Raw genomic sequence first — 24,362 nt, 5'->3', positions numbered from 1 at the left:
TCCGACAAGAGAGGCTGTACACCTCAAGCTGTCCTCGATCCCTTCCTGCCAGTGCCGGCCGGTGGTTTCCGGCGCGGTGCAGGCGGCCTTTTTGCAGGCGTTCTGGCGGGCGCGGCGCTCTTCTCTCGCCTGCGGCCGACACGGGAGGCCCGCGCACCGGGCGTCCTCTCCCGATGCAGGAGCTTGCGAAGCATGGAGGGGTCGGCATACCCAACCCTCTCCGCGATCTCGTCGAGGCTGAGCCGAGTGGTCTCCAGAAGCTCCATCGCCTTGTCGATGCGCAATTTCTGGACAAATCTCACCGGCGAAAGCCCGGTGGCGCGCTCACATCGGCGCGCAAACGTGCGCGCCCCCAGTCCCACGGCCTTCGCGAGCTCGGAAATTGAAAAGGTCCGATGCAGTCGCGCTCCTGCCCAGCGCTCGGCGCGAGAAACCCGTTCGTCCGCGGCGGCAAGAAAGGATAGCGCCATGTAGCGGGACTGCGACTGCCTCTGGTCCAGCAAAAGAAACCGTGCGCAGCTGTCCGCGAGGTCGGGTCCGGCATGGCGCGCTATGATCGAGAGCATGAGGTCCAGTTGAGCCATCGCCGCGCCGGCGGTCGTTACGCTCCCGTCGGTCAGCACCATCGCGTCCGTGTCGAGCATCACTTTCGGAAACAGAGTCCGAAACAGCGGCGCTAGCCACCAGGTCGTGGTTGCACGGCGGGCATCCAGCAGCCCGGCGCTCGCGACCAGAAATACGGCCGAACAGGAGCTTGCAATTTCGGCTCCGGATCGAGAGGCCGCCTGCAGAGCCTTCCTGGCCGTTTCGGCGTCCCGCCGCTGCAATCCTTCGCGAATGCGTTGCTCATCCATCCAGGCCAGGCCGGGGACGATCACCACGTCCGCGGGTCTGCTGGCGACTACCTTCGAGGAAAGCCTTGCGAGCCTCGTGGCCCATCTCGCCCCGGAACCGGAAATTCTGACGTCGAAGCAGGACGGTCGTCCGGCCCTTGCACGAATGCCGTTGGCTACTGCGATCAATTCGAAGGTGATGGCGACGCTTGCCGCGGAGGCGCCTTCCAGGACGAGAACGTCAATGAGCAGCATGGCAAAATAGACCCGATTAATGTCAGTTTTGACACTTGTCGAAATAAATGCCCGGGAAATACCGTCTGTGCAACCTTTTCCGGAGGACAACATGAGCGATGCGCTGCTGAAGCCTGACGATCTATCGGATTTCGACCAGCGGGTCCTCACGTTGGAGGGGACGACAAAACCGGTCTACGTTGCGGGCGAGGGACCGGCCGTCATCGTCATGACCGAGATGCCGGGTATCAGCCCTCACGTCGCGCGTTTCGCTCGCTGGGTTCGCGATGCCGCCTTTCGGGTCTACATGCCTTCGCTGTTTGGAAAGGATGGCGATGTTCCCGACGCCGAGACCGCTGTCGGCGTCTTTCGGCGGGCGTGCGTCAGCGCGGAATTCCGCGCACTTGGCGGCGGATCATCGAGCCCCGTGTCCAACTGGTTGCGGGCGCTCGCCAGGCTGGCCCATGACGAGAGCGGCGGGCCGGGCGTCGGCGCTATCGGCATGTGCTTTACCGGCAACTTCGCGCTGAACATGATGCTGGAGCCGGTGCTGCTGGCCCCTGTCGTCTCCCAGCCGTCGCTCCCGTTGGACAATCCCGCAGGTATCGAGAGCTCCGCCGAGGAGCTGGCGCAAGTCCGTTCGCGGCTGGAACGAGAAGATCTGACTGTCCTTGCCTACCGGTTTGCGGGCGATTCATTCTGCCGCGCCGAACGGTTTGCGGCCTACCAGGCCGCGCTCGGCGACCGCTTCATTGGTCGCGTCTTGCCCGACACGGCCGCGAATACCGGACCCAAGCCGCCGTTCTTCGAGCAGTTCGTGAAGACGCCCCACAGTGTCGTAACAGTTCATCTTGTCGATGAGGTGGGGCAGCCAACGCTCGCTGCCCGGGACGAGATTCTCGCATTCTTCCGGAAGCGCCTGAAACCCGCATCGTGATTGAGAGCAGGGAGGAATTGGTCGGAGGACTGGTGAGTCCTACGGCTTCGCCGAGGCGTGGCACGCTGCCATGCCGTAAGTTCAGTCAGGCGTGAAGGCTGCACTGTAGTCACGCTTGAGTGCGGGATCCTGCTGTTCTTTTCTCAGTATGCAGTTGCCGACCACCAGCATGTCGAGCTCGTTACCCATGAAACAGCGGAAGGCATCCTCCGGTGTGCAGACGATCGGTTCGCCGCGAACGTTGAAGCTGGTGTTGACCAGCACCGGGCATCCGGTGAGCGCCTTGAACCGAGACAGCAAGCGATGGAAGCGCAAATTGGTGTCGGCGCTCACCGTTTGAATTCGAGCGGAATAGTCGACATGCGTCACGGCGGGGATCGTCGAGCGCACCACGTTGAGCTTGTCGATGCCGAACAATGCTTGCTCGTCCGCGCTCATCATGTGACGCCGGTCGCTCCTGACGCCGGCAACCAGAAGCATGTACGGACTGTCGCCATCGAGCTCGAACCAATCCGCAACGTCCTCGCGCGTGACGGCCGGCGCAAACGGCCGGAAGCTCTCGCGAAACTTCACCTTGAGATTGAGGTTCTTCTGCATTGAGGGCGACCGCGGATCGCCCAGGATCGAGCGTGCGCCGAGCGAGCGCGGGCCGAATTCCATCCTGCCCTGAAACCAGCCGACCGCGAGCTGGTCGGCCAGGGCCGCCGCTGTCGTCTCGATCATTGCATCTTCGCTGAGTACGTCGAAGCGGCCGCCGGCGGCGCGCAGCCGCTGCTCGATCACCTCTTGCGAGAATTCAGGTCCCAGAAAAGCGCCGGACATGCCGTCGCCGGCCACGGCTTGGCGCGGTTGTTGTCTGAACTGATGGTAGGCGGCGAGTGCGGCCCCAACTGCACCGCCGGCGTCACCGGCGGCCGGCTGAATCCAGATCGAATCGAATCTGCCGTCATGCAACACCTTGCCATTGGCGACGCAATTGAGCGCAACGCCGCCCGCAAGACACAGATTGCGTGCGCCGGTTTGAGCCGCAAGGCTGCGGGTCAAGCGAAGTACCGCCTCCTCCAGGACTGCCTGGATGGAGGCTGCGATATCCATTTGGAACGACGTGAGCAGTTCGTTCGGCGAACGCACCGGCTGCCCAAACAGTTTGGCGAACCGGTCATTGGTCATCGTCAGCCCGGTGCAATAATCGAAATACGACATGTCGAGGCGAAACGAGCCGTCCGCCTTCAGATCGATCAGTGAATCGAGGATGAGCTGCGCGTATTTCGGCTCGCCATAGGGCGCAAGCCCCATCAGCTTGTATTCGCCGGAATTGACCTTGAAGCCGGTGTAGTACGTGAAGGCGGAGTACAGCAGACCGAGCGAGTGAGGAAAGTGAATCTCCTGGAATATCTCGAGACGGTTGCCATCTCCCATCGCCGCCGAGGTGGTCGCCCATTCACCGACGCCGTCCATCGTGAGCACGGCCGCCTTCTCGAATGGGGATGGGAAAAACGCACTTGCCGCGTGGCTCAGATGGTGCTCGGTGAACAGGAGCCTGTCGATGGGAAAGTCAGCATCGAATTTGGCGAGATGTTTCTGCAGCAGGCTCTTCTGGAACAGTTTCTCCTTCAGCCAGAGCGGCAGGGCCATCTGGAAGGAGCGGAAACCGTGCGGCGCGAGGGCGACATAGGTCTCGAGCAGCCGCTCGAACTTGAGGAACGGCTTGTCGTAGAAGGCGACCTGATCGATGTCGGAAAGCCTCGCGCCTGCCATCTCCAGACAGTACGCGATGGCATGGTGCGGAAACTCTGCGTCGTGCTTTTTTCGGGTGAAGCGTTCCTCTTGCGCCGCAGCAATGACGCGGCCGTCTTCAATCAGAGCCGCCGCGCTGTCGTGATAGAAGGCCGAGATGCCGAGAACGCGCATGTCTCAAGGCAGCGTGTTGATAGGTGGCGCAGCCGCGCGAAGGAAGCGCCGGATTTCGGGGAGCATATCGATCATCAGAACTGATCTCGCATGGTTTCGGGCGCAGGGCCGGGCGTGCGGCGAATCCAATAGCTCTCGGTGCTAGCGTCACGCTTCAGCCGCAGCGGATCCTTGCCGCTCCAGCGCATGACGAGGCCGGTTGGCAGGATCGTACCGTAGAAGATCAGCCCCATCACGATGGGGTTGGCAATCTTGTGCAGAAGCAGACCAAGCTTCGTCCAGGCACGATTCAGTGGGTGCAGTGCGGCGGGACGGATTGCGGCAATGACCGCAAACACCGCGGCAAGGGCTAACGTCCATGGCCACAGACGGCCAGAATGCCAGCCGTTGATGAGGGTGACGAGCGCGAGCGCGGCGGCCATCACCCATCCAAAAGTCCGGTCGGAGCCAACAACCACTTGCTCCTCTCGGGAGAAAAGCTCGTGAGTGTTCTGCTCCACCCTTAGTCCGAGCCCGCATCAGAAGCCAAAAAATCGCGGTGCGTAGTGGCAGTCATATCGTTTGGCTCGGCTTCGCTTCAAACGTTTCTGATTGTGCATGACGTGCATGCCACTGGACCGCGAGCCGAGTCAATCCGGCTGCAGCGGCCTTCGCGCCAATTGGGTTGAGCGCGTGAGGTGCTATGATACCATATTCAGTAGGCACGGCGCCCCGAGAGCTTGGTGCATTGGAACTGCCGACGGTGCGCCACAGTCGCCTTTTTTGGTTCCGCTAAGCCATTGATTTAACTGGGGCCGTCTACTGTGCATGGGGTTGTTTTTCAAGAAAAGGCCCCGCCCGGGCCCCATCCCCCGCGGTTGGCGACTGTCTCGATCACTCCGACGACGGCGCGGCAGGCACGCCCAGGAGTTTTGTGAAGCGGTCGGCAACCGCAGCCTGGTCGAACTGCCGTGACTGGAAGTGTCGATAGGCCGCCTGCTTGTGCTTCTTCAGCAGGTCGGGACGTTCGAGATATCCGACGATGGCATCAGATAGCTCCCGCCTCATTTCGGCGTCCGACGTCGCCGACAGGATTTGCCCGGTAACGCCATCTTCGACCGCCTCACGGCATCCGGGGTGGCTGGAGGCGATCGACGCCAGGCCGGTTGCTGCGGCCTCGATCAGGATGCGGGGGATTCCCTCGCCATACGTTGTCGGCAGGCAAACGATGTCGCATTGCCGGAGCAGGTTCGGCATATCCGTGACGTGGCCGAGGAAACGGATTTCCGTCATTCGTTCGAGATCGCGGTGCGGTATCGCGTCGGGATCGTGATCGTCCGGAACGCCGGCGACGACGAACTCCACGTCGCTACGATGTGCCAGGTCATGCGCCACCTTCAGAAAAGTGCTCAAGCCTTTCGACTTCAAGAGCCGGGAAGCAAACAGGACCTTTGTTGTGCGACTGCATCGTGGGGTTTCCAGCGGATAAAACAGATCGGGGTCCACGCCAGCGCCGTCGATGAGTGATGAGTTCCTGTCGTTGGCAATGCCCCTGTCCGCCCAGAATTCGCAATCGTGCCTTGTCTCGAAAGTGAAGTGTACGTAGTTCCGTCGCGACAACATTCGAAATGCCAGAAGCGTAAGCGTGCTTGCGACCGGGTAGCGCCGTTGGCCGGGGGCCTTCGGCGACATCATCCGGCCCAAACCTGGAAGCGTGATCAGAACTTGTTTCGGGTACCCATGGAGAAGACGCGAGACGATCGACACAAATCCGGAAAAAATGGCGGGCTTGAGCGTTACGAGATGCACGGCATGCGGCTTGAACGCATGGATCGTCCGCGCCGTCCGAATCATCAGCGCCGCATCGCCAAATGGATCGAATCGGAAGCGCTCGATCGGCACATGGATATATTTCCAGCCCCGAATGCTCTCTGCAGGAATTAGATCGCCGCCAGCGATAACCGTTACGTCGACACCGATGGACGCGAGATGGGTGACGACCAACAGCCGATGGCGAAGAAAGTAGGCGCCATCGTTGCAAATCACGAGGACCCGATATCCGGTTCCGCAATATTGGGGGCCCTCGAATTCTGGGATCAAGTTTCCCTGACGCTCGGAATTCCGCCCGTCCATTTGCCTGCTCTGGATCATGTTGCCTTTCGAGGCCTTCCCCTTGAAGGGTGGACGGTTCCTAAACAAACCGCTACCCAAATATCGCATTCACTGAAAAAATGACGTACCCAGCCTGATCGAAGGTCCCCAGGAAACGGATTTTTGGTCGCATCCAGCATACGGTTGTTATGAGGGAGAAATTCAATCGGTCGCCGAAAGCGCTGCCGGCCAGCCCTATGGAACCGGTGCCGCCTCGGACCTTGGAAGCCTGCCCAGCGGTCGAACATGACTGAGGCCATGCGTCGCACGTCAATGGTTTCCAACTGGGCCGCCCTTGCTGCTTCCAAGTTCAGCCCGGCCGCAGTGCCTCTTGAGGCCAATCTGCTCGTGGTTCTCGCGGCGGTGGCCTTGCCCTGGTCCACGAGCGCCGTCGCGATATTGTTTGGATTCTGGCTGCTCTCGCTGGTCCCGCTGCTTCCGACCTTCGATCGCCGCGCGTTCCTGCGCCTGCTCGCAAATCCGATATGCTTGTGGCCGCTCGCCTTGGTCGCACTCGCGCTGGTTGGAACGCTGTGGGCGGATGTTCCGTGGCAACAGCGGCTTCAAGGTATCAGTCCTGTCGCCAAGCTGCTGGCCCTTCCGCTCCTGCTCTACCATTTCGCGCGCTGGCAGCGCAGTGCCTGGGTTTTCGTCGGGTTTCTGGTCTCCTGCGCGATTCTGATGGGGCTATCCTGGGTCGTGTGGTTCGCACCGGAACTGGCGTTGGCGCCAGGCAAGAGCCCCGGCGTACCCGTGAAGAACTATATCGACCAGAGTCAGGAATTCGCGCTGTGCATGGTGGCGCTGACGCCGTTCATTTTCACTTTCTATAAGCAGGGCAGATACGCGGCGGCGCTGGCCTGCGCGGCCTTGGTGCTGGGCTTCTTGGCCAATATGGCGTTCGTGGTCTCGGCACGCGCGGCGCTGATTTATGTCCCGGCGCTGCTGGTCGTGCTGGCCTTCAAGCACCTTGATCGTCGGGCGACGGCGCTGCTGTTCGCGGGTCTTGTCGTGCTGGCCGCCACGGTGTGGTTCACGTCGCCCTATTTGCAGGGCCGGATCGCAGCGTTTGCGCTTGAATATCGCGACTATCAGCAAAACATTGCCGCATCGACCGGCAGGAGGCTCGAATACTGGCAAAAGTCGCTCGGCTTCTTTGCGGATGCGCCGCTCATCGGTCATGGAACCGGCTCGATCCGGCATTTGTTCGAGCAGGCTGCGGTCGGGCAATCCGGGCTTGCCGCCGAGATCACCAAGAACCCGCACAATCAGACACTCAACGTGGCGGTCCAATGGGGCATTGTCGGAATAGCGGCGCTGTATGCGATGTGGGTCGCGCATCTGCTGCTATTCCGCGGCCAGGGCCTGGCGAACTGGATCGGACTTCTGGTCGTCGTCCAAAATCTGGTGAGCTCGCTTTTCAATGCTCACCTGTTCGATTTTGTCGAAGGGTGGATGTACGTGCTGGGCGTGGGAATTGCGGGGGGCATGAGCCTTCGAGCGCAGCGATGCGGCGGAGAATTTCAGGGCTTGCCGGCTGACAACGCGCGTACGGTTTGTGCCGATGCGTCCGGCCATTCACGGCTTTGAAACCGATCGCGGTTCGTTTAATGAGGGCAGGAGCCCTGGTTCGGCAACCTAAAAGGGCAGGTTCTGGTCGCGGAAGCTAAATGAGAGTGTCAATTATTACGTTGACCATTGATTCGTCGGACTATGTCGATGAAGCTATTGGCAGCGTCGAGCATCAGGGGCCTTACGAACTCGAGCATATTGTCGTCCACGACGGCACCGAGAGCTTCACCCGGCGCCTGGCGCAGAAATATCCGCACATCAGATTCGTCGGCGGACGCGGGGCCGGCGCCACGGCGGCCGCGGCTCTCGGTGTCCAAGCGTCGACCGGCGATTTCATTCTGCTTGTTCATAGCGACGACCGAATTCGTCCGGGCGTGCTTTCCCGATTGGCAAGCGAGGCAGCCGCTCGTCCTGACGTGAAAATCTGGACCGGTGGCGCGCAGATGTTCTGCACGCTCCCCGACGGCGAGGAAGTCGTCGTGCGCCGGATGGTTGGCGAGGAAATGACCCGGTTGTCGCTCGAGAACATCTGCGATGATATGCCTCTGTTGTCGGCGCGGTTCTGTCATCGCTCGGTATTTTCCCAGATCGGCAATTTCGATCCGATGTTTTCGGAAAGCAGTGACCGCGAATTCCTGTTGCGGGCGACCATTGCGGGAGTGCGGGAAGGTTCGCTCAATGTTGTCGTGTCCGAAATGAGAATGCACGATGACTCGCGCACCATGCATTTTCGCAAGGGCTTTACGCCGCCCTATCTGGAGGAGCATGTGCGTATCGCCGACCAATGGCTGGACCGTACGGACATCTCCGACGAGGTCCGGCGCTTCCTGCACAACTGGCGGGCGCGCGAGATGGTAAGGCTCATGGTCTATCAGTGCCGCGCCCGGCATTGGAAGGAGGCGACACAGGCATTTTTTCGCGAAGAATTGGCCGACCCCTTGTGGATTTTTCGCGCCTTGAGCATCGTGGAGGCGCGACGGCTCCGGCACAGGCTCTACAACGCGAAGGCGATCGACCGCCTCCGCCTGACCGAAACGAAGTGAGGCATGAACTCCCGAAAGATCGCCCCCGAATTTTCGTTCCGATTCACCGCTGAAGACATCCGCCATGCGTATGGTTCGGCGGACACCGCATTCGCGCGTGGCGATTTCCTGAACGTTGCGCAGATGGCGCCCGCGGATTCAGAGCTGCGGGGGTGTGCGCTGATTCTGGGCGGCCTGCTTGAGCAGGGCTTGGCGCTGCTCGATGGCCTGACCGCCGTCGGCGATCGCGCGCGGCTGTGCAGGGCGCTCGCGTTCTGGTCGCTGAAGCGGGATGCGGAAGCGGACGCGGAATTGGCGAAGGTCGGCGGCGCGGAGTTCATGCCGGCAGCGACCGCCTTCCGGACCTTGATCAAGCGCGACGATGTGACCATCTTCGTGCCCGGCGCGATCCTGTCTGTATTTCCGGAGCATTATTCGGAGACCTTCGTTGCTCCGGTCTACAAATATGGTTCGATCACGGTCAAGTACGTCGGAAGTCAGCTTGCCAGCAATGCCTACGATTATTCACCGACGGACTCGTTCAGCGAATTCATCGACGACCTGCCTGAGGGCGAGCGGCCGGACCTAATCTTTTCATTGAGCCCGCAATGGCTGGTGGCAAAGGACTTCCACAAGGTCACCGTTCCGAAGGTGATCTGGTGTCACGACTCCGATGCCTTCCAATATCGCAACGCCGACAATTATGCGCTTTACGATGTCGCGATCTGCAACTGCTCACAGGAACATTTTGAACTGAGCCAGGGGACGCCGGGTCTCTACTGTGCGGCCAATATGCTGCTGCACCCGATAGCGACGCCGTTTCCCGAGGCATCGCCACATCGCGAAAAGCTCGTCGATATCATCTTCACCGGCTCCGCGCTGGCGCCATTCCATTCCGAAAAGCCCCGGTTCCTGTTCAACCTTTCCAGCCTGGCTCCGCGTTACAAGGTCAAGGTGATCGAAGGGCATATGCCGGAGAAGGAATATTTCGAGGTCGTCTCGCACGCGAAATTCCTCCCCATCGTCAATCGTTACGCCGGCTCGCCGTCGCCGCGATGGCGGGATGCGCTTTCCAACGGTGCGTTTCTGCTGTTTCCGGAAGGATCGTTCTACGACGAGATCGCGCCCGGCTGCTATTCGTTTCGCGCGGAGACCATGACGGCTGATATTGCGGGTCATCTGGATCGCTGCGCGGCCGGCCATCCGGATTACGAATTTGCGACCGTCGTACCGGTAGTGAACGAGCGCTTCGCAATCCATCGCGAGCCGCGTGAGGAAAGCTATCAGCGGCTGCTGAAGTATGCGCTGTTCATGGGATTGGTTTGGCCCTACGCGACGCCGGTCCCCAAACGGCAGCGCCAGCGGAGGCTGGTATGGCTGACGCCGGCGGTCGATTGCGGATGTTTCGGTACCGATCACATCCGCGAGCAGATTGCAGATTTCGGCGGGAAGGTGGGGCCGGACGATCTGTCCGACGAGATCGATTACAATAACGCCGCCCATTTGCATGCCCAGGCGGTCTTCACGTTCCACGAAAACAGGAGCGCCGGGAAATGGGCAGCGCGCGCCGATCAATATTTCAGGGAAGGGTTGGCGCGCTTTCCGAACTCGTTGTTACTGCGGTTCAACGAGGCGCATTGGAGCTTCTTCAGGCCCGGCGCGGATTTTCGAGCGACCGAAAAGAAGTTCCTTGATATCATCGATCGGGGCGAGGAGCTCATCTTCGATCCGCGCGGCGCGGACGTCGCGTTTGCCTATACGTTGCATGGCAATGACGAGGTGTTTCCCTGCTATGAATATGCCGACGTTGCGACCAGCGAGCTGGTGCTGGAAAATACACCGGAGCTTCGTGATCGAAAGCAGCTGCCTTACAGCACGCGCGACATGATCATCGCCGCCTGTTATGGCTACGTCGGCTGGGCGAGGCTCAAGCGCAACGACAATGAGGGCGGCGTCGCGTGGTTGCGGCGTGGCACGGAGCTCTATCCGCATGGGCTGCCGATGTTGCGTCTCCACTTCGACACGCTGCTTCGGCTTGCCGCGAAGGTTCCGAAGCTTCCGGCAAGCCTGGCGTCCGATCTCGCCGAGTCGTTCATTGCGGTCGCGAACGTCAATCCGTCGATCCTGCTGACGCATGTCTATACCATCGTTCCGATCCTTGCGGAGAACGGCGAGCGACAGGCGGCGAGAGAGGTGCTTGCGGGGTGGCACCAGCTTTCCAACATCGTCCACAAACTGCGCGTCGACGACGAGGCGCATCAACTCGCGCTGTACGGGTTGCTCTGGAACCACCGCTCCCTGCTTCCCAAGACGCTGCTGGATCGGATCGATGAGGCGCTCTGGGACATGGAATCCGTGCAAGATCTGACGCAGCTTGAACGGCGCATGATCGAAGTCGCGCGGATCAGCAATTCCCCCGAGAGAAAGCGAAAGTGGTGGTCCCTCAGGTCTGCAAAGGCCCAGGCGGACGATCAGATCGCCCGCTTGCTGGCCGAGAGTGGTTACGGGCAGGAGCGCGTGGTGTTTTCCAGCATCCTGCGTGCGATAGAGATCTGGCTACGCGCACCGAGTGATGTGCGCTGGATCTACCTCAAAAAGGCGGTGCGCCTCGGATTGCGCGGCGACTTCAAGCAAGCACTGGTGCGTACCCAAAAATGGTCGGCGGTCAGCAAATGGTCCAAGGGCGAAGGCTTGAACGCACGTCCGCGGCCACGAAGATGGGGAATCTCCTCGTTGCGGATGTGGCTGACGCGGCTGGGCAGGGGGCCTGTCCGGCGTGAATGATCGGTGTGCATCGATTTTCAGGTGGTTTCGGAGGCGCGGGGATTGCTCTGCGGGCGGTGGTCGCTCAGGATCAAGCCTGTGACGTTGTGAGGAGCGGCTAGATGGGGCGTGGCGTTCGACTCCTGATGAAGGTTCCGGCCGTACGGCGCGTGATGCTGCGACTGTTGAATGTGGAAGATGCGATTGCGAAGCAGCAGGCTGCGCTCAATGCGCTCGAGGCCGGGCTCAATGCGCTCGAAGCTCATCGGGGGCAACTGAGTGCGGAGCACGCACAGATCGAATCGCTTATTCAGACCGAGCACGAAAAGATCGATGAACTGATCGCACAGCAAGCTCAGCCGGCCACGCCTGACGCGACTCAATCCATACAAGCCAAGATCGATGCACTGATCGCGCAGGTCAACCGGTTGATCGCCGATGGCGAAAAATACCGCGCGGGATTGGCCGAGGTCTCGCAGCATCTGCCTCCAGCGCACCGCCTGAACCTGGAGGCCGCTCTCCACGGACAGCAGCTTCAGCTCGGGGCGTTGAATTCGACGATCACCGCGCAGCAGATGCAGCTTGCGGCGCTCAACGACATCGTCCGCCAGATGACGGCGGCGCCGGCGAGCACGCCGGCTGCCGTTGTCAATGCCGTGGAGGGAAGTCGGAGCGACCAGCCCTCGCGCCCCGCCGTCAGGCCCTATAACTTTGAGCAGTTGTTGAATCGGGAGGTGGAGAGCCTCGGATTGGACTTGGTATTCAACGTTCACATTCCGAAGGCTGCAGGCAACACCGTCAATGCCCTGTTCCGGCAGTTGGGCTTTATTCCGGTGCCGCTTGATATGAATACCAACGAGTTTTTTGCCACCGTGCGAGAGGATCGCTGGTTCGAAGGATATGCCGCGCCGCCGCCGCGTGATGCTTACTTGATGACGGGGCATATGCGCCTCGATCAGCCAATGTTCCGCCGGCTTTGGATGCCGCACATGATCGTATCGGTGTTGCGCGATCCCGTTGAACGTATGCTGTCCAACTACAATTTCACGCTGCGCAGGCCTGCCAATCCTTGGCATGACGAGGTGGTCAACAAGGGCATGTCCTTCGTGGAATATTCGTCCAGAATGCTCGACGCGATCGGCCCGCAATACAGCTTCTTCGATGAGACCGGCAAAGGAGTATTCGCTCGTACCGGCAATGCGCCGGTGCAGGAATGTCTCGCCAATCTGCTGACAAAGGTCAGCTTCTACGGATTGAGCGAACGCTTCGATGAGTTTGCGGCACTGACCGGATACCTGCTCGGCCGCGCAAAGATATTGGCGATCGCTCCGGCCAATGTCACGAGTGAAATCCAGGATTTGACCGGGCTTCCGCTGAAGACGGCGCTGACGGCGGAGGAGCGGGACGGTTTGGGAAGCTTGATGAAGGACGATATCTGGTTCTATCAGGAGGCGGTCAAGGAGTACGACAGGCGTATGGCCGACCAGCGATTGCAGGCTGTGTTCTCCGACGTGCTGCCACTGATCAGATCGAGCCGCGAGGCAATGAGTAAGATTTTGGCGCTGCGGGATCCGGCAAATCCCAGCCGTCGCGCATTTCAGCGGGCAAAATGATAACTCGAAGCTCGATGGCGTTCAATGTGGATGCGCGCGTGTGGCCAAGCCAAGACTGACCATCGTTATTCCGATCAGGAATCGGCAAGAGCTTGGAGAGCGGGCGTTGAGGAGCGCCGCGGCCCAGGCCGTTTTGCAAGCCGAGATCATTATTGTCGATGATGCCTCGGACCCGCCATTCCAAATTCCGGCGGACCTTCGCCCGAATGAATCAATAAAGCTTGTCCGCCATCCCGAAAATCTAGGTGCGAGCTCGGCGAGAAATACCGGTATTGCCTCGGCCGGCGCGGATTGGATCGCATTCCTCGACTCCGACGATTATTGGCTTCCGGGGACATTGGCGCCCCGGCTGGAAGTCGCGGAGGCTGGTTTCGCCATCGATCGGAATCCGCTGGCGGTCCACGCCGCAGGCTTCATCCTGGAAAGCTCGATCACGAAGCGGCTGGAAACGCGCATACCCCGCGAAAGTTCGGATCCCTTGGACTTCGCAAGCGGTTGCTGGTTCGCACCTGGCTCGACGCTCCTGGTGCGCAAGGAGGCGTTCGATTCGATCGGTCCCTACGATATTGAATTGCGTCGTCTCGAGGATTTGGACTGGTTCTTGCGGTTGGCGCTTCGAGGAGGGGCCCTGAAAGTTTGGAAGAAGCCGGCCGCGTTGATCGGCTTCGAGTCTCATTTTGCCGAGGTTCATTTGACGCGGGCGGTCGCGCGCTTGAGCCTGAAGTATCTTACCAAGCAGAGCCCGGATCGTCTCTCTGGAAAGCTGGCACGTCGGTTCAGGGCGTATATGAATATTGAACGTGCGGCGTGTTGCTCGAACCAAAAGCGATGGTTCGGCGTGTTGTTTTATCTCGGGCGGTCATTTCTTCAGGTCCCTCGGACGACGCTGCATCTTGCGAAGTTTTGGCGATTTGAGGCGCCACCGACCGAAATTGAGCCGGCCGGCGATATCGCCGAGCGCGTCAAGCTCGGATTCCCTACCAGCAGTTAGCGTGGAATTCTGGTTGTGTGCGCGCGACCTGCCGGGTTTCGCTTTGGTGCGCTGGATTTGCATATCATGGGTAGCGACGGCACTAGCCAACCAGGGCCGAACTGCGCGGTTTCTCGGCTAAGTGTAGAATTTGGTCCACTCGTGCTGGGCTATGAACGAGGGGAAGTGCGGCTTCCTTCGATCGTAAAGTGCGACGGCTTCCTCATAGAACGCGATGTCGTCAGCCAGGATGACTTTCAGTTCGGAGACCTCTTCACGGCTCACTTTGGCCGCGTCGAACGGCGTTCTATTCAAGGATTTGTAGACCCACGTTTGAAACCCGAGCAGCGATGAAAGCGCCGCGGTAAATTCGTCGCACTTCGATGAAAGGCCGAAGTGCGACACCTCATGCTCCAGCCGCCGCACGGCATCGTTGACGGACCCATTTGGCGCGAATACGCCGAACTGAGTACCAATCGCACCTGCGAACTTGTGATGATAGTCGAGGACGGACATGCCCTCTTTGTTGATGGTGTTCCGGAACACGTCCGGTTGCGTCGAGTTGAAGCGATAGTGGGAAATCACGCGCTCAACCGGATCGCGCAGGACCGCAACGGTTACGAAGCGGCCGGGCATCAGGCCGAATATTTCGTTGTCCAGATCGATATGGCCAGTGAAAAAGCTTGGGCGGACCCGATCATCTTCTGATCGCGGCGGCCCGGCAAGAGTGATGATTTCAGCTTTGGTGAACCGAGGAATAAAATCGACGCCGCGCGAAGAAACCCGCATCTTGTAATTCTTCATCAGAAGCCCGTTCAGTGTGGAGCCGGCAGCCTTCTGGACATGGACGTGGATTAGCGGCGGAGCCAACGGCTCGCGCCGATGGAGCAAATCGTCGAAGCTGTAGACGTTCATCGAGGCAACTTGGGACCAGTCATTCGCGGGGTGGCTACCAGCATGTTGCGTTGGCCTGCTGGTTGAATTTACTCGGTTTGCCTGCTTCACGTGCTATGTTGGAAGCCAGCTCGGATTGCGCGGCCCATTTTGCGAGACTGTTCGCTCCCTCGGCCAAATGTGCATCGATGTTCGCCGATGTCAGGCGAACGCCAAAATCGGCGGGAACCGCACGACTCGGACCACTATAATCGAACACCCGGTCAAGAATGAAGTCGCCTGTTTGCTTTCGATAGTGCGACCGCTCCCAAAACCAGCGCATCGGCGAACGGTCACCGAGATTCGGTACTGGTTCGGTGGTAATGGAGCTGGGCGCACTGAAGTCCCAAAGAGGGAAGGGTTGGTGTCCGGCTTTCGATGCCTCTTCTTCGTTGATCCGTACCAATTCCTTGAGCCAGAACGCGTAGCGCTCTCCGAGCCCCAGAGCTTCGATCGTGGCGCGTACCACGGCATGAAGTGGTGTAAGAAACAGCCGCAGATCGGTGCCCTCGGCGTACGCCTTCCGGATCATGAAACGATACGGATCGAACGTCGTCATTCCCGTTTCGGGATTGGTGAAGCAGTATTGCATTTTTGGCGCAACCAGCATGGGATTCCATGCCTTCTGGAGCCTGTGAATGACCGCGGTCGCGCCGCCGACGCGATCCAGGACTGCTTCCTGACCGTGCCAGACCCGCATGCCCTGCGAATCAAAATCGGCCGGCTCCGATTGCCGGCGGAGCGTCGCGATGGCGTCGCGCAGAGTTGTGGTCGAGAACAGCAGACTGAACCGTTCGCTGGCGACATAGACCGCGTGGCTTAACGTGGGGTACTGCAGCAACAGGCGGTCGAGCACGTTTGTGGGAGGGGTGGCTCCACGGAGGCCCTGCTTGCGGCCTATCGCAGCGTAGTGCAGGTAGCCGTCGCGATATTCGCCGCGCGCTATTCGAATCCTCACGAAGGGATTGGCGACGAGATATCGCGCTTCATCCCAATCCACGGGCCTGAACCCGCCCAGTCGTCCTTCTGTCTGTCCGGCTGCCAGCCAATGGTGGTAGCCGTTTACGAAAGTGCCCTCCTTGATGGCGGCTGCCACGTCGGGATTGACCTGGAGATAGCCTACCTCATCCCAATCCGCGGGCACCGTGGCCCCCTTGCGGCCTTCGGCCCGGCCAGCGAGCTCGAAATGCTCCCGGCCGGATTTGAATTCCTTGCGAAGGAGGGCCGCTTTCACATCCGCATTGACGGCAAGATAGAGCGCTTCATTCCAGTCGCCCGTAGTGGCCGGCGTCGCCGCGGATTTGGGGCGGCCAGGAAGCGCGCCGTCGAGATATTGGACAAATTCCCGAACGGCGCCTTCGTCAAAGCGCTGTTCCTGCACCGTGGAAGCGAGTGGAAAGTTGATATTGTAGGCAAAGAAATCGAGGCCGACGACGGCCTGCTTCAGCGGGGCGCCATACTTCTGCGCATGCAGGAATGCGAGCATCACGGCGTAGGAATTGGAGGAGGGAAGGGCGAAGTTGAAGACAGTGCCTGGCGTCCAGCCCTTGTGCCTGGGATCGAGACCGACCTCGACGCGCGAACTTCCCAATGATACGGCACTCGGGTGCAGGCGGGCGACCTGGTACGGCTTGGCTATGATCACCTTCGGCTCGTAGGCGGGGCGCACCACATTGATGCCGGGCCAACTCGGCGATCCCCAAACGAAATAAGGATCGACCGCGATCGTAAAGCCGGCGAAGGCCGCCGGTGGAATCAACAGGAATGCCAGTACGGCAAATGCGAATCGGCGATAACCGGTCTGCGGTCTCGTGGCCTCGGTCCCGAATGGCACATCGCCGGATTGCCAAATGAGCGTCAAGCTGATGTCCCGATCAGTTGCATGTTCCGACTATAACCACTCCGCACTGGAACGAACAGTCTGCGTAATTCGGCCTCTGCTGCCAAGCCCAAGCCCATGGCGAGGTAGCCGGAAATCCACTAGTAAAGCATGCTGGTTTGTTTCGTGATCGTGTGGCAAGTTTTGATATGCTCCCGGTATGCATTGCACGAGGTGAATGTCCTGGATGCGCCGATCCCGGCAAGGGGGGATGTCGGTGATGGAACATCTACCCGCCGATCTGCGCCGCCTGGAAGCGGAAGCGATCTTCATCTTCCGTGAAGTCGTCGCCGAGTGCCGCAAGCCGGTCATGCTCTATTCGATCGGCAAGGACTCCTCGGTCATGCTGCATCTGGCACGCAAGGCGTTCTATCCGGCGAAACTGCCATTCCCGCTGCTGCATGTCGACACCACCTGGAAATTCCGCGACATGATCCAGTTTCGCGATGAAACCGCGGAGCGTCTCGGGCTCGAGCTGATCGTCCACGTCAATCGCGCAGGGGTCGAGCAGGGCATCAACCCAATTCAGCACGGCTCCGCTGCCTATACTGGCGTGATGAAGACCGACGCGTTGAAACAGGCGCTGGCTGCGCATGGATTCGATGCTGCGCTCGGTGGGGCGCGCCGTGACGAGGAATTGAGCCGGTCCAAGGAGCGCGTGTTCTCGTTTCGCTCGAAAAACCATGTCTGGGATCCGAGAAACCAGCGTCCGGAATTGTGGAATATCTTCAACTGCCGAATTGCACCAGGTGAATCCATTCGCGTCTTTCCGCTCTCCAATTGGACCGAACTCGATGTCTGGCGCTACATCGAATATGAGAATATTCCGGTCGTCCCGCTGTACTTTGCGGCGCGACGGCCGGTGGTAAGGCGTGGCGGAAATCTCATCATGGTCGATGATGCGCGGCTTCCGATCGGGGCCGGTGAGGTGGTACAGGATCTCGACATCCGTTTCCGCACGCTGGGCTGCTATCCGCTGACCGGCGCGATCGAGTCCAGTGCAGTGACGGTCAGCGATATCGTGCGCGAGCTGGAGACGGTTTTGATGTCCGAGCGGCAGGGCCGGCTAATTGATTTCGATCAGTCTGGATCGATGGAAAGAAAGAAGCGTGAAGGCTATTTCTGATCCGAAGGCCAAGCCGCCGTCAGGTCGGGGGGCGGGCCCGGTCCAGCGCGACTTGCTGCGTCTCATCACCTGTGGATCGGTCGATGACGGCAAATCGACATTGATCGGGCGACTGTTGCTCGATTGCGGCGCAGTGTTCACGGACCGCCGGCAGGCGCTGGAGCGGGATTCGAAGGTCGCAGGGACGACCGGTGACGCGCCTGACGCCGCGCTGTTGCTCGACGGGTTGCAGGCCGAGCGCGAGCAGGGCATCACGATCGATGTCGGCTATCATCACTTTGCGACGCCGCGCCGGCGTTTCATCGTCGCCGATACGCCCGGTCATCTGCATTACACCCGCAACATGGTGACGGGGGCGTCGAACGCGGATTTGGCCGTTCTGCTCGTGGATGCCGGCAAGGAAATGCTGGAGCAGACCCAGCGGCACAGCTTTATCTGCGCACTGCTTGGAATCCGGGACATTGTCCTCGCCGTCAACAAGATGGATCTCGTCAATTTCGAGGAGAGCGTTTTCAACGGCATCCGCGATGCCTTTGCCGGGTTCTCCGCTTCTCTTCATTTTCGGAGCGTCGTAGCGATACCGACATCCGCCGTGCTGGGCGATAATATCACACGGCGCAGCGACCGCATGGCCTGGTATCACGGGCCCACGCTGCTGGAGCAGCTCGAAGTCGTAGAGATCAACCCAGATGCGCCGCAGCGGCCGCTCCGGATGCCCGTGCAATGGGTCAATCGGCCGGATGCGACGTTTCGCGGTTATGCCGGGACGGTGGCATCCGGCGAATTGCGTCCCGGCGACGAGGTCCTGATTGCGCGGACCAACGTTCGGACGCGAATTGAGCGGATCGTGTCGATGGACGGCGACCTGGCGCGGGCCGGTGCGGGCGATGCCGTCACGGTGTTGCTGGCCGACGATATCGACGTCTCGCGCGGAGACCTGCTCGCCAGCCCGGACAAACCGCCGCAAATCGCCGACGCGTTCGCCTGTGACCTCGTCTGGATGTCGGAGGCTCCCTTGCTGCCGGGACGCAGCTATTTGTTGAAGTGCGGCAGCCGGATCGTCGGGGCCACGATTACAACTCTGAAGTACCGCGTCGACGTTACGAATTATGCGCATTTGGCGGCCAGGCAGCTTGCGCTCAATGAGATCGCCTGTGTCAACATTGCGACCGTCGAGCCGATCGCGGTCGACCCTTATCAGGAGAACCGGACGACCGGCGGCTTTATCCTGATCGATCGGTTTACCAACGAGACCGTCGGGGCCGGCATGATCCGCTTCGGCCTCAACCGCGCCGCCAACATTCACCATGCCGATTTCGACGTCACCAAGGCTGCACGTGCGCAGTTGAACCGCCAGCGTCCTGTCATCGTCTGGTTCACGGGGTTGTCGGGTGCGGGAAAGTCAACGATCGCGAATTTGCTCGAACGGAAGCTGCACGCGTTGGGCAAGCGAACATACCTGCTCGACGGCGACAATGTTCGTCAGGGATTGAATCGCGACCTCGGCTTCACGGAAGCTGACCGGGTGGAAAACGTCCGCCGCGTCGCCGAGACGGCCAAGCTTTTTGTCGACGCCGGCCTGATCACGCTGGTTGCGTTGATCTCGCCGTTCCGCGCTGAACGACGGATGGCGCGTGCAATCGTCGAGCAAGGTGAATTCATCGAGATATTCGTCGATGCACCGCTCGAAATCTGCGAGCATCGCGATCCGAAGGGGCTCTACCGCAAGGCAAGGCGCGGTGAATTCCGCAACTTCACCGGCATCGACTCGCCCTATGAGCGCCCCGAGGATCCGGAATTGATCCTCAACACGGCGGTTGAGGGCGCCGAACATCTCGCCGACCGGATCATGCAATTTCTGCGGCAGCGTGGCGTGTTGGATTGACCTGGCGTCCAACCCGCAAGGAAACTGGTCGGCGCTAGAACTCGAAGTAGATGAATTGGTTCGAGCTCTGCGAGCCAATCGAATATGCCAGAACACACGCGACCGCCATGACGGTGTAGACCACGAGCGGAGGGGCTTTCCGGGCAGCAATGCGCACGCGGCGTGCATCGTCCCACGGGTGAAGCAGAAAGAAGCCGACAATCAGCGTGAGCTCGAACGCGTGCGCCGTCAGAAACGTCGATGCGTTGGCGAACGACCACGAGAAGAGGCAGCCCGAGAGTATGGTGAGTGCCGAACCGAAATCCTGGGCCCGGAAGAAAACCCAGAGCAGGGCGACGACATGAAAGGTCAGAAAGACGAGGACCCATCGAGGTGGCTTCAGCCCGCCGAATGGCAGCCGCGCCTGGAGTCGGCTCGCCGCCACGCCCACCCCGTGCAGAATGCCCCACACCAGAAACGTCCAGTTGGCGCCATGCCACAGGCCGCCCAACGCCATGGTCAGCAGAATGTTGCGCAAGGTCCTGGCGTCGCCATCCCTGCTTCCGCCGAGGGGAATGTAGACGTAATTACGCAGCCAATGAGATAGCGTGATATGCCAGCGGCGCCAGAAATCGCCGATCGAGGTCGCCAAATAGGGGCGCCGGAAATTGCCCGGCAAGCGTACGCCGATCAGTCGTGCGAGACCGATGGCCATATCGGTGTAGCCGCTGAAATCGCAATAGATCTGCACCGAGTACCCATAGAGTGCGAATAGATATTCGGCCGTGCCGAGCCCGGCCGGCCGGGCATAGATCTCGGAGACGACCGATCCGATCGGGTCGGCAAATACCAGCTTCTTGATGAGGCCGACCGTGAAGAGCGCCAGGCCGGGCAAGATATTCCGGCGCAGGATCGGCATTTGCCGATGCAGTTGCGGGATCAGTTCGTGGGGACGCAGAATCGGGCCGGCAATCAGATGAGGAAAGAACAGCACATATCCGAGCAGCCAGCGAAGCGATGATCGATGCGGATACTTGCCTGTTGAAACATCGACCAGGTAGGCGATCAGCGTGAAGGTGACGAACGAAATGCCGAGCGGCAGCCCGAGGCTCAACAGTCTTTCATCGTTTGCAACGCCGGCCAGACGGCTCACGGCGCCGATCACGCCATTCCAGATGAAGTTGGTATATTTGAAGAACAACAACGGCGTGAGCAGCATCAGCACGCTGATGCCGAGCCGCCATCGGCGGCGCTCCGGGGCGGCTGATGTCGTCCAGGCTGTTGCGATAAATGTCACGAGGGTGAGAACGACCGGCAAGCCCGCGTAGGCCCAGTTCCAATAACCATAGAACACGGCACTGCCTGCGATCATCGTGTAGATGCGCAGATGCTTCGGAGTGAGCCAATGCAGGGGCAGATAGCAGCCGAGGAAGAGGATGAAGGCCGGCGAGCTGAACAGCACCTGTCATTCTTCCTTGGAACGCGTGGCTGGCGAAGCCAGGACCGGATAAATGGCCTCTGCCATCAGCGCGTGTCCCCGCGCGTTCGGGTGAGGGTCGCCGGGCATCGCCCAGATATCGCTGGAAGCTATTCCATTCAGCGCGGGAAGCAGGTCCACATAGGCGAAGCCATTGTCGCGGGCCGTCTTGCTGAAGATGTCGTGAACAAACTGTAGAGGATAGTGATCCAGATTATGGATGTCCGGCACCATCGCGAGCGTGACGCGGATACGATGCTCCCGTGCATAGGCGGCGAGTTTGGCGAATTCCACATTCATTCTGGTCACTGCGGATGAACCCGGCGCATAAATCCGCTGATAATGCGCAACGAGACTTTTCTCGCCGCTCTCGCCGAACACGCGATTGACCACGGTCCAGGCGGTCAGGGCGAGCTGACTGTTGCGCAGCAGAAAATTTCCACCGCCTTGCTCGAGCGGTTCACCATCCCTGACGAAGGCAAGAACCAGCAGGTCGGTCGGCTTTAGCGGCGTCAGCCGGTGGAGAAACCGTTCGACGTAGCGTTCGGTATTGTAGTTGCCGATGCCGGCATTGAGGATCTCGACGTCTTGTCCAGCGGCCTCGAATTTTGCCTGCAGCCGACTGGATACGACGCTTTCCTCCGGCACACCCCACCCCAGGGCAATCGAGCTGCCGAGCATCAAGACGCGCCGGCGGCCCGGGGCAGGGGTCTCGCTCACGTTGCCGCCGCGAAGTCCCCAGGCATTGGTGCGTATTTCGACCGATTGCAGCGTCGCCTTTGCATTCGGCTGGTGCTCGTGGCCGAGGACGGCAAGCTCGCTGGCAAACTTGAGCTCGCGGCTATAACGCCACATCTCGATATCGTAGTTCCGCATCGAGGCGTTCTTCAGCCGGAGCATGCCCTCGGCGGCGGCGGCGCATATCAAGAGGGTCAGGATGACGGTCAACGCGCCGGACACGAAGATCCTGACGCGGCCCTGGTCCAGTGTCGACCCGCTCTTCATATCTACTATCCCGAATATCGCTGCAATGATGCAACCTGTATCGTTTCGCAGGGGCGACGTCCACTGCCTGCCGGCGACCAGGGATTGACATGCGCAACAGCGGCCAGCTTTATTCTGAATCTATCAGTCTTTCTTGCGGAAGGTGGTTTTGGCGGTGCGGTATTTGACCACGCTGGGAAGCTTTTTGCGAACGACGTCGCTGATCGTCGGGAACACCCTTCTGCTAACGGTCGTCTGTCTGCTGATCGGTGAATGGTGGGCGCGTTCGATCGCGCCCCCGCCCCCCGAGGCGAGGAAGATCACGGTCCAAAATCAATACGGCGCCTTCCATCCGTGGGCCGGATTTCGCAACACGCCCGGATTCCGGTACGAGCTAGGCAATTGGGTGCCGATCGTTATCAACAGTTGGGGGTGGCGCGGTCCGGAGCCCAAAATCGAGCGCAGCAAATCGGTCAGACGCGCGATCTTGCTGGGCGACAGTGTCGGGTTTTCTTGCTGGGGCTGTCGCGAGGAGGCTTCTCTCGGGGGCGAGCTCAAGCGGGCGCTCGAGCTCCGGACGGACGAGGAGTGGGAGGTCATCAACACGTCGGTCGGCGCCGGCTTCTCGAGCGTGTCTCTGGGCACTCTGGCGCACGATGCCATGCAATTCCGGCCCGATGTCGTGACCTCGCTGAACGGGATCAACGATATGCTTGTGCTGGACGATCGAACGATCTTGCGGTTCGGAGAAGGTCTTTTCAAGCACTCGCTATATTACAAGACGCAGGTCGATATGGCCAAGGCGTTCGATCCGCGAACTGGAAAGATACAGCAGCAAGGTGTCCTGCAACAGCTTGCAGCCGGCTCTGCGCTGGTTCGGCTGGCCTCGCCATTGCTCGGGGCGCCTCAGGCTATGCATCCGTTCCAGGGTGTGACCGGCAGGCCCACGAGCGAGGGCTATTCCACCGCGAACCTCGAACGGCTCGATACTTACGTCAGCAATCAGCTGGCGATGTCGTATCTCGCGGAAGGAGCGGGCGCCAAGTTCGTGGGATTCCTCCAGCCCTATTTCTCACTCCAGCACAAGATCGTGGGTGAGGTGGACAAGGAGGTTATCAAGAGGACGGAACCCTCGTTGCTGAAATGGATGGACGAAGTCTATCCGGTCGTGCGTTCGAAGCTGCAGGCTGCGGCGGACCGCAACCCGTCGTACCATTATGTCGATTTGAGCTTGATGTTTACCCGCGAACAGGTTTTCGAGGATCTCGCGCACATGAAGTACGAAACTCTCGAGCTGAGCACCGGCGGCGAGATGATGGCCGGCCGGATGGCGGACGAGATCGTACGTGCTCTCTATGCCGGGAAGGTGTTGCCGGACTGGCGCCGGAGCCATATTCCTGGAACGCCGCACGATTGGAAAGAAGCCGCCTATTTGTCGGCCAATCCGGACGTGGGTGACCTGATCTCAGAGGGCAAGTTCAAGAACGGTTTCGAGCATTACCGGGCTGTGGGCTTCCTTCAGTTCCGCCACAGCGGGTTTCCCAGCTGGAATGAGAAAGCGTATCTCGAAGACAATCCGGACGTCGCCGCCTTGATCCGCTCGGGCGCCTTCGCCAGCGGATATGAGCACTACGTCAGGCAGGGACGGGCGGAAGGGCGCCGCAAGGGGATGCCCATGCGGTGGATTGAGGAAACCTATCTGGCAGCAAACCCGGACGTTGCCGCGGCGGTGAAGGCTGGCAAGTATGGCAGCGGCGAGGAGCACTATATGAAGGTCGGTGCGCTCGAGAACCGGCGAGGCGGGTTCTCCGGGTGGGATGAAGAAGGTTACATCATCCCCTACGGGGACGTACGAAACGCGATCACCAGCAAGATGTTCCGGTCCGGAATTGAGCACTATCTGGCGGCCGGAGCCGTCGAGAAGCGGAATATTTCGCTGGGGCTTCCGTCCTTCCACTAGCACCTTGGGTCTGCGAACCCCTGGACTATCGGAGGTGGCAAACCACGGCCACTAAAATCTGTTCCGGATCGACCTGAGACATGCGATAGTTTCGCAGAAACCTGTTATCACCGCGAAAGCTGTCGGCGTCCTGCCCGGACTCGATGCATCATCG

The 24,362-nt window shown here is 60.2% G+C and carries 17 protein-coding genes; 9 read left to right on the top strand and 8 right to left on the bottom strand.

Annotated features, from left to right (window positions below):
- Positions 1-23: 23 nt before the first annotated feature.
- Positions 24-1,088 (bottom strand): GlxA family transcriptional regulator, encoded by a 1,065-nt coding sequence (locus BM118_RS08095; protein WP_210189035.1) that lies wholly within the window; start codon positions 1,086-1,088, stop codon positions 24-26.
- Between the two features lie 91 nt (positions 1,089-1,179).
- On the opposite strand from BM118_RS08095, the gene BM118_RS08090 reads away from it, so the two are divergent.
- Positions 1,180-2,004, top strand: a complete 825-nt coding sequence (locus tag BM118_RS08090) for a dienelactone hydrolase family protein (RefSeq protein WP_092183799.1) — start codon at positions 1,180-1,182, stop codon at positions 2,002-2,004.
- An 81-nt stretch (positions 2,005-2,085) separates the two neighbouring features.
- On the opposite strand, the gene BM118_RS08085 is transcribed toward BM118_RS08090, so the two are convergent.
- From BM118_RS08085 to BM118_RS08075, 3 genes are all read right to left on the bottom strand, one after another.
- Positions 2,086-3,915 carry a carbamoyltransferase family protein gene (locus BM118_RS08085; protein WP_092183797.1) on the bottom strand — a complete coding sequence of 610 codons (1,830 nt, stop codon included), beginning with the start codon at positions 3,913-3,915 and terminating at the stop codon, positions 2,086-2,088.
- A gap of 74 nt (positions 3,916-3,989) precedes the next feature.
- Complete coding sequence (locus BM118_RS08080) at positions 3,990-4,373, bottom strand: SxtJ family membrane protein (protein ID WP_283806358.1); 384 nt, start codon at positions 4,371-4,373, stop codon at positions 3,990-3,992.
- 415 nt (positions 4,374-4,788) lie between these two features.
- Positions 4,789-6,045 carry a glycosyltransferase gene (locus tag BM118_RS08075; RefSeq protein ID WP_177234096.1) on the bottom strand — a complete coding sequence of 419 codons (1,257 nt, stop codon included), beginning with the start codon at positions 6,043-6,045 and terminating at the stop codon, positions 4,789-4,791.
- A 246-nt stretch (positions 6,046-6,291) separates the two neighbouring features.
- Between BM118_RS08075 and BM118_RS08070 the strand changes: the two genes are divergently transcribed.
- The 5 genes from BM118_RS08070 to BM118_RS08050 all read left to right on the top strand — a co-directional run bounded on the left by BM118_RS08070 (position 6,292) and on the right by BM118_RS08050 (position 14,006).
- Positions 6,292-7,635 (top strand): O-antigen ligase family protein, encoded by a 1,344-nt coding sequence (locus tag BM118_RS08070; protein WP_244550089.1) that lies wholly within the window; start codon positions 6,292-6,294, stop codon positions 7,633-7,635.
- 80 nt (positions 7,636-7,715) lie between these two features.
- Positions 7,716-8,660, top strand: coding sequence for a glycosyltransferase (locus BM118_RS08065; RefSeq protein WP_092183791.1), 945 nt, complete (start codon positions 7,716-7,718; stop codon positions 8,658-8,660).
- A 3-nt stretch (positions 8,661-8,663) separates the two neighbouring features.
- Complete coding sequence (locus BM118_RS08060; RefSeq protein ID WP_092183789.1) at positions 8,664-11,423, top strand: hypothetical protein; 2,760 nt, start codon at positions 8,664-8,666, stop codon at positions 11,421-11,423.
- Between the two features lie 101 nt (positions 11,424-11,524).
- On the top strand, positions 11,525-13,015 hold the full coding sequence (locus tag BM118_RS08055; protein WP_143099447.1) for a hypothetical protein: 1,491 nt from the start codon (positions 11,525-11,527) through the stop codon (positions 13,013-13,015).
- Positions 13,016-13,055: 40 nt separating this feature from the next.
- The gene (locus tag BM118_RS08050) at positions 13,056-14,006 is read left to right on the top strand and encodes a glycosyltransferase family 2 protein (protein WP_177234095.1); all 951 of its coding nucleotides are present in this window, start codon (positions 13,056-13,058) and stop codon (positions 14,004-14,006) included.
- Positions 14,007-14,123: 117 nt separating this feature from the next.
- Here BM118_RS08050 and BM118_RS08045 read toward each other — a convergent pair whose 3' ends face one another.
- Together BM118_RS08045 and BM118_RS08040 are read right to left on the bottom strand one after the other, a co-directional pair.
- On the bottom strand, positions 14,124-14,900 hold the full coding sequence (locus BM118_RS08045) for a sulfotransferase family 2 domain-containing protein (protein ID WP_092183782.1): 777 nt from the start codon (positions 14,898-14,900) through the stop codon (positions 14,124-14,126).
- A gap of 34 nt (positions 14,901-14,934) precedes the next feature.
- Positions 14,935-16,779, bottom strand: coding sequence for a hypothetical protein (locus BM118_RS08040; RefSeq protein ID WP_092183780.1), 1,845 nt, complete (start codon positions 16,777-16,779; stop codon positions 14,935-14,937).
- Between the two features lie 229 nt (positions 16,780-17,008).
- On the opposite strand from BM118_RS08040, the gene cysD reads away from it, so the two are divergent.
- Positions 17,009-17,923 carry a sulfate adenylyltransferase subunit CysD gene (gene cysD / locus BM118_RS08035; protein WP_092183778.1) on the top strand — a complete coding sequence of 305 codons (915 nt, stop codon included), beginning with the start codon at positions 17,009-17,011 and terminating at the stop codon, positions 17,921-17,923.
- Positions 17,907-19,808: an adenylyl-sulfate kinase gene (cysC, locus tag BM118_RS08030; protein WP_092183776.1), complete on the top strand. Its 1,902-nt coding sequence runs from the start codon at positions 17,907-17,909 to the stop codon at positions 19,806-19,808. The genes cysD and cysC overlap by 17 nt, the downstream gene beginning before the upstream one ends.
- A 34-nt stretch (positions 19,809-19,842) precedes the next feature.
- On the opposite strand, the gene BM118_RS08025 is transcribed toward cysC, so the two are convergent.
- Complete coding sequence (locus BM118_RS08025) at positions 19,843-21,249, bottom strand: MBOAT family O-acyltransferase (protein WP_092183774.1); 1,407 nt, start codon at positions 21,247-21,249, stop codon at positions 19,843-19,845.
- A 3-nt stretch (positions 21,250-21,252) separates the two neighbouring features.
- A complete protein-coding gene (locus BM118_RS08020) occupies positions 21,253-22,269 on the bottom strand; it encodes an SGNH/GDSL hydrolase family protein (protein ID WP_092183772.1) in 1,017 nt (338 codons plus the stop codon).
- Positions 22,270-22,432: 163 nt separating this feature from the next.
- Between BM118_RS08020 and BM118_RS08015 the strand changes: the two genes are divergently transcribed.
- Positions 22,433-24,208 carry an SGNH/GDSL hydrolase family protein gene (locus tag BM118_RS08015; RefSeq protein ID WP_143099446.1) on the top strand — a complete coding sequence of 592 codons (1,776 nt, stop codon included), beginning with the start codon at positions 22,433-22,435 and terminating at the stop codon, positions 24,206-24,208.
- The last annotated feature ends 154 nt before the right edge of the window (positions 24,209-24,362 follow it).

The organism is Bradyrhizobium sp. cf659, assembly GCF_900113725.1.
Lineage (GTDB): Bacteria > Pseudomonadota > Alphaproteobacteria > Rhizobiales > Xanthobacteraceae > Bradyrhizobium.
The sequence above is the reverse complement of the archived record's forward strand: the minus strand, read 5'-3'. Positions and strand labels throughout refer to the sequence as shown.

What these genes read in the sequence shown, in the direction of transcription:
- BM118_RS08020 (WP_092183772.1), bottom strand. Translation starts at nt 22,269, where the DNA reads ATGAAGAGCGGGTCGACACTGGACCAGGGCCGCGTCAGGATCTTCGTG.
- BM118_RS08045 (WP_092183782.1), bottom strand. Translation starts at nt 14,900, where the DNA reads ATGAACGTCTACAGCTTCGACGATTTGCTCCATCGGCGCGAGCCGTTG.
- BM118_RS08055 (WP_143099447.1), top strand. Translation starts at nt 11,525, where the DNA reads ATGGGGCGTGGCGTTCGACTCCTGATGAAGGTTCCGGCCGTACGGCGC.
- BM118_RS08065 (WP_092183791.1), top strand. Translation starts at nt 7,716, where the DNA reads ATGAGAGTGTCAATTATTACGTTGACCATTGATTCGTCGGACTATGTC.
- BM118_RS08095 (WP_210189035.1), bottom strand. Translation starts at nt 1,088, where the DNA reads ATGCTGCTCATTGACGTTCTCGTCCTGGAAGGCGCCTCCGCGGCAAGC.
- BM118_RS08070 (WP_244550089.1), top strand. Translation starts at nt 6,292, where the DNA reads ATGACTGAGGCCATGCGTCGCACGTCAATGGTTTCCAACTGGGCCGCC.
- BM118_RS08060 (WP_092183789.1), top strand. Translation starts at nt 8,664, where the DNA reads ATGAACTCCCGAAAGATCGCCCCCGAATTTTCGTTCCGATTCACCGCT.
- cysD (WP_092183778.1), top strand. Translation starts at nt 17,009, where the DNA reads ATGTCGGTGATGGAACATCTACCCGCCGATCTGCGCCGCCTGGAAGCG.
- BM118_RS08075 (WP_177234096.1), bottom strand. Translation starts at nt 6,045, where the DNA reads ATGATCCAGAGCAGGCAAATGGACGGGCGGAATTCCGAGCGTCAGGGA.
- BM118_RS08090 (WP_092183799.1), top strand. Translation starts at nt 1,180, where the DNA reads ATGAGCGATGCGCTGCTGAAGCCTGACGATCTATCGGATTTCGACCAG.
- BM118_RS08085 (WP_092183797.1), bottom strand. Translation starts at nt 3,915, where the DNA reads ATGCGCGTTCTCGGCATCTCGGCCTTCTATCACGACAGCGCGGCGGCT.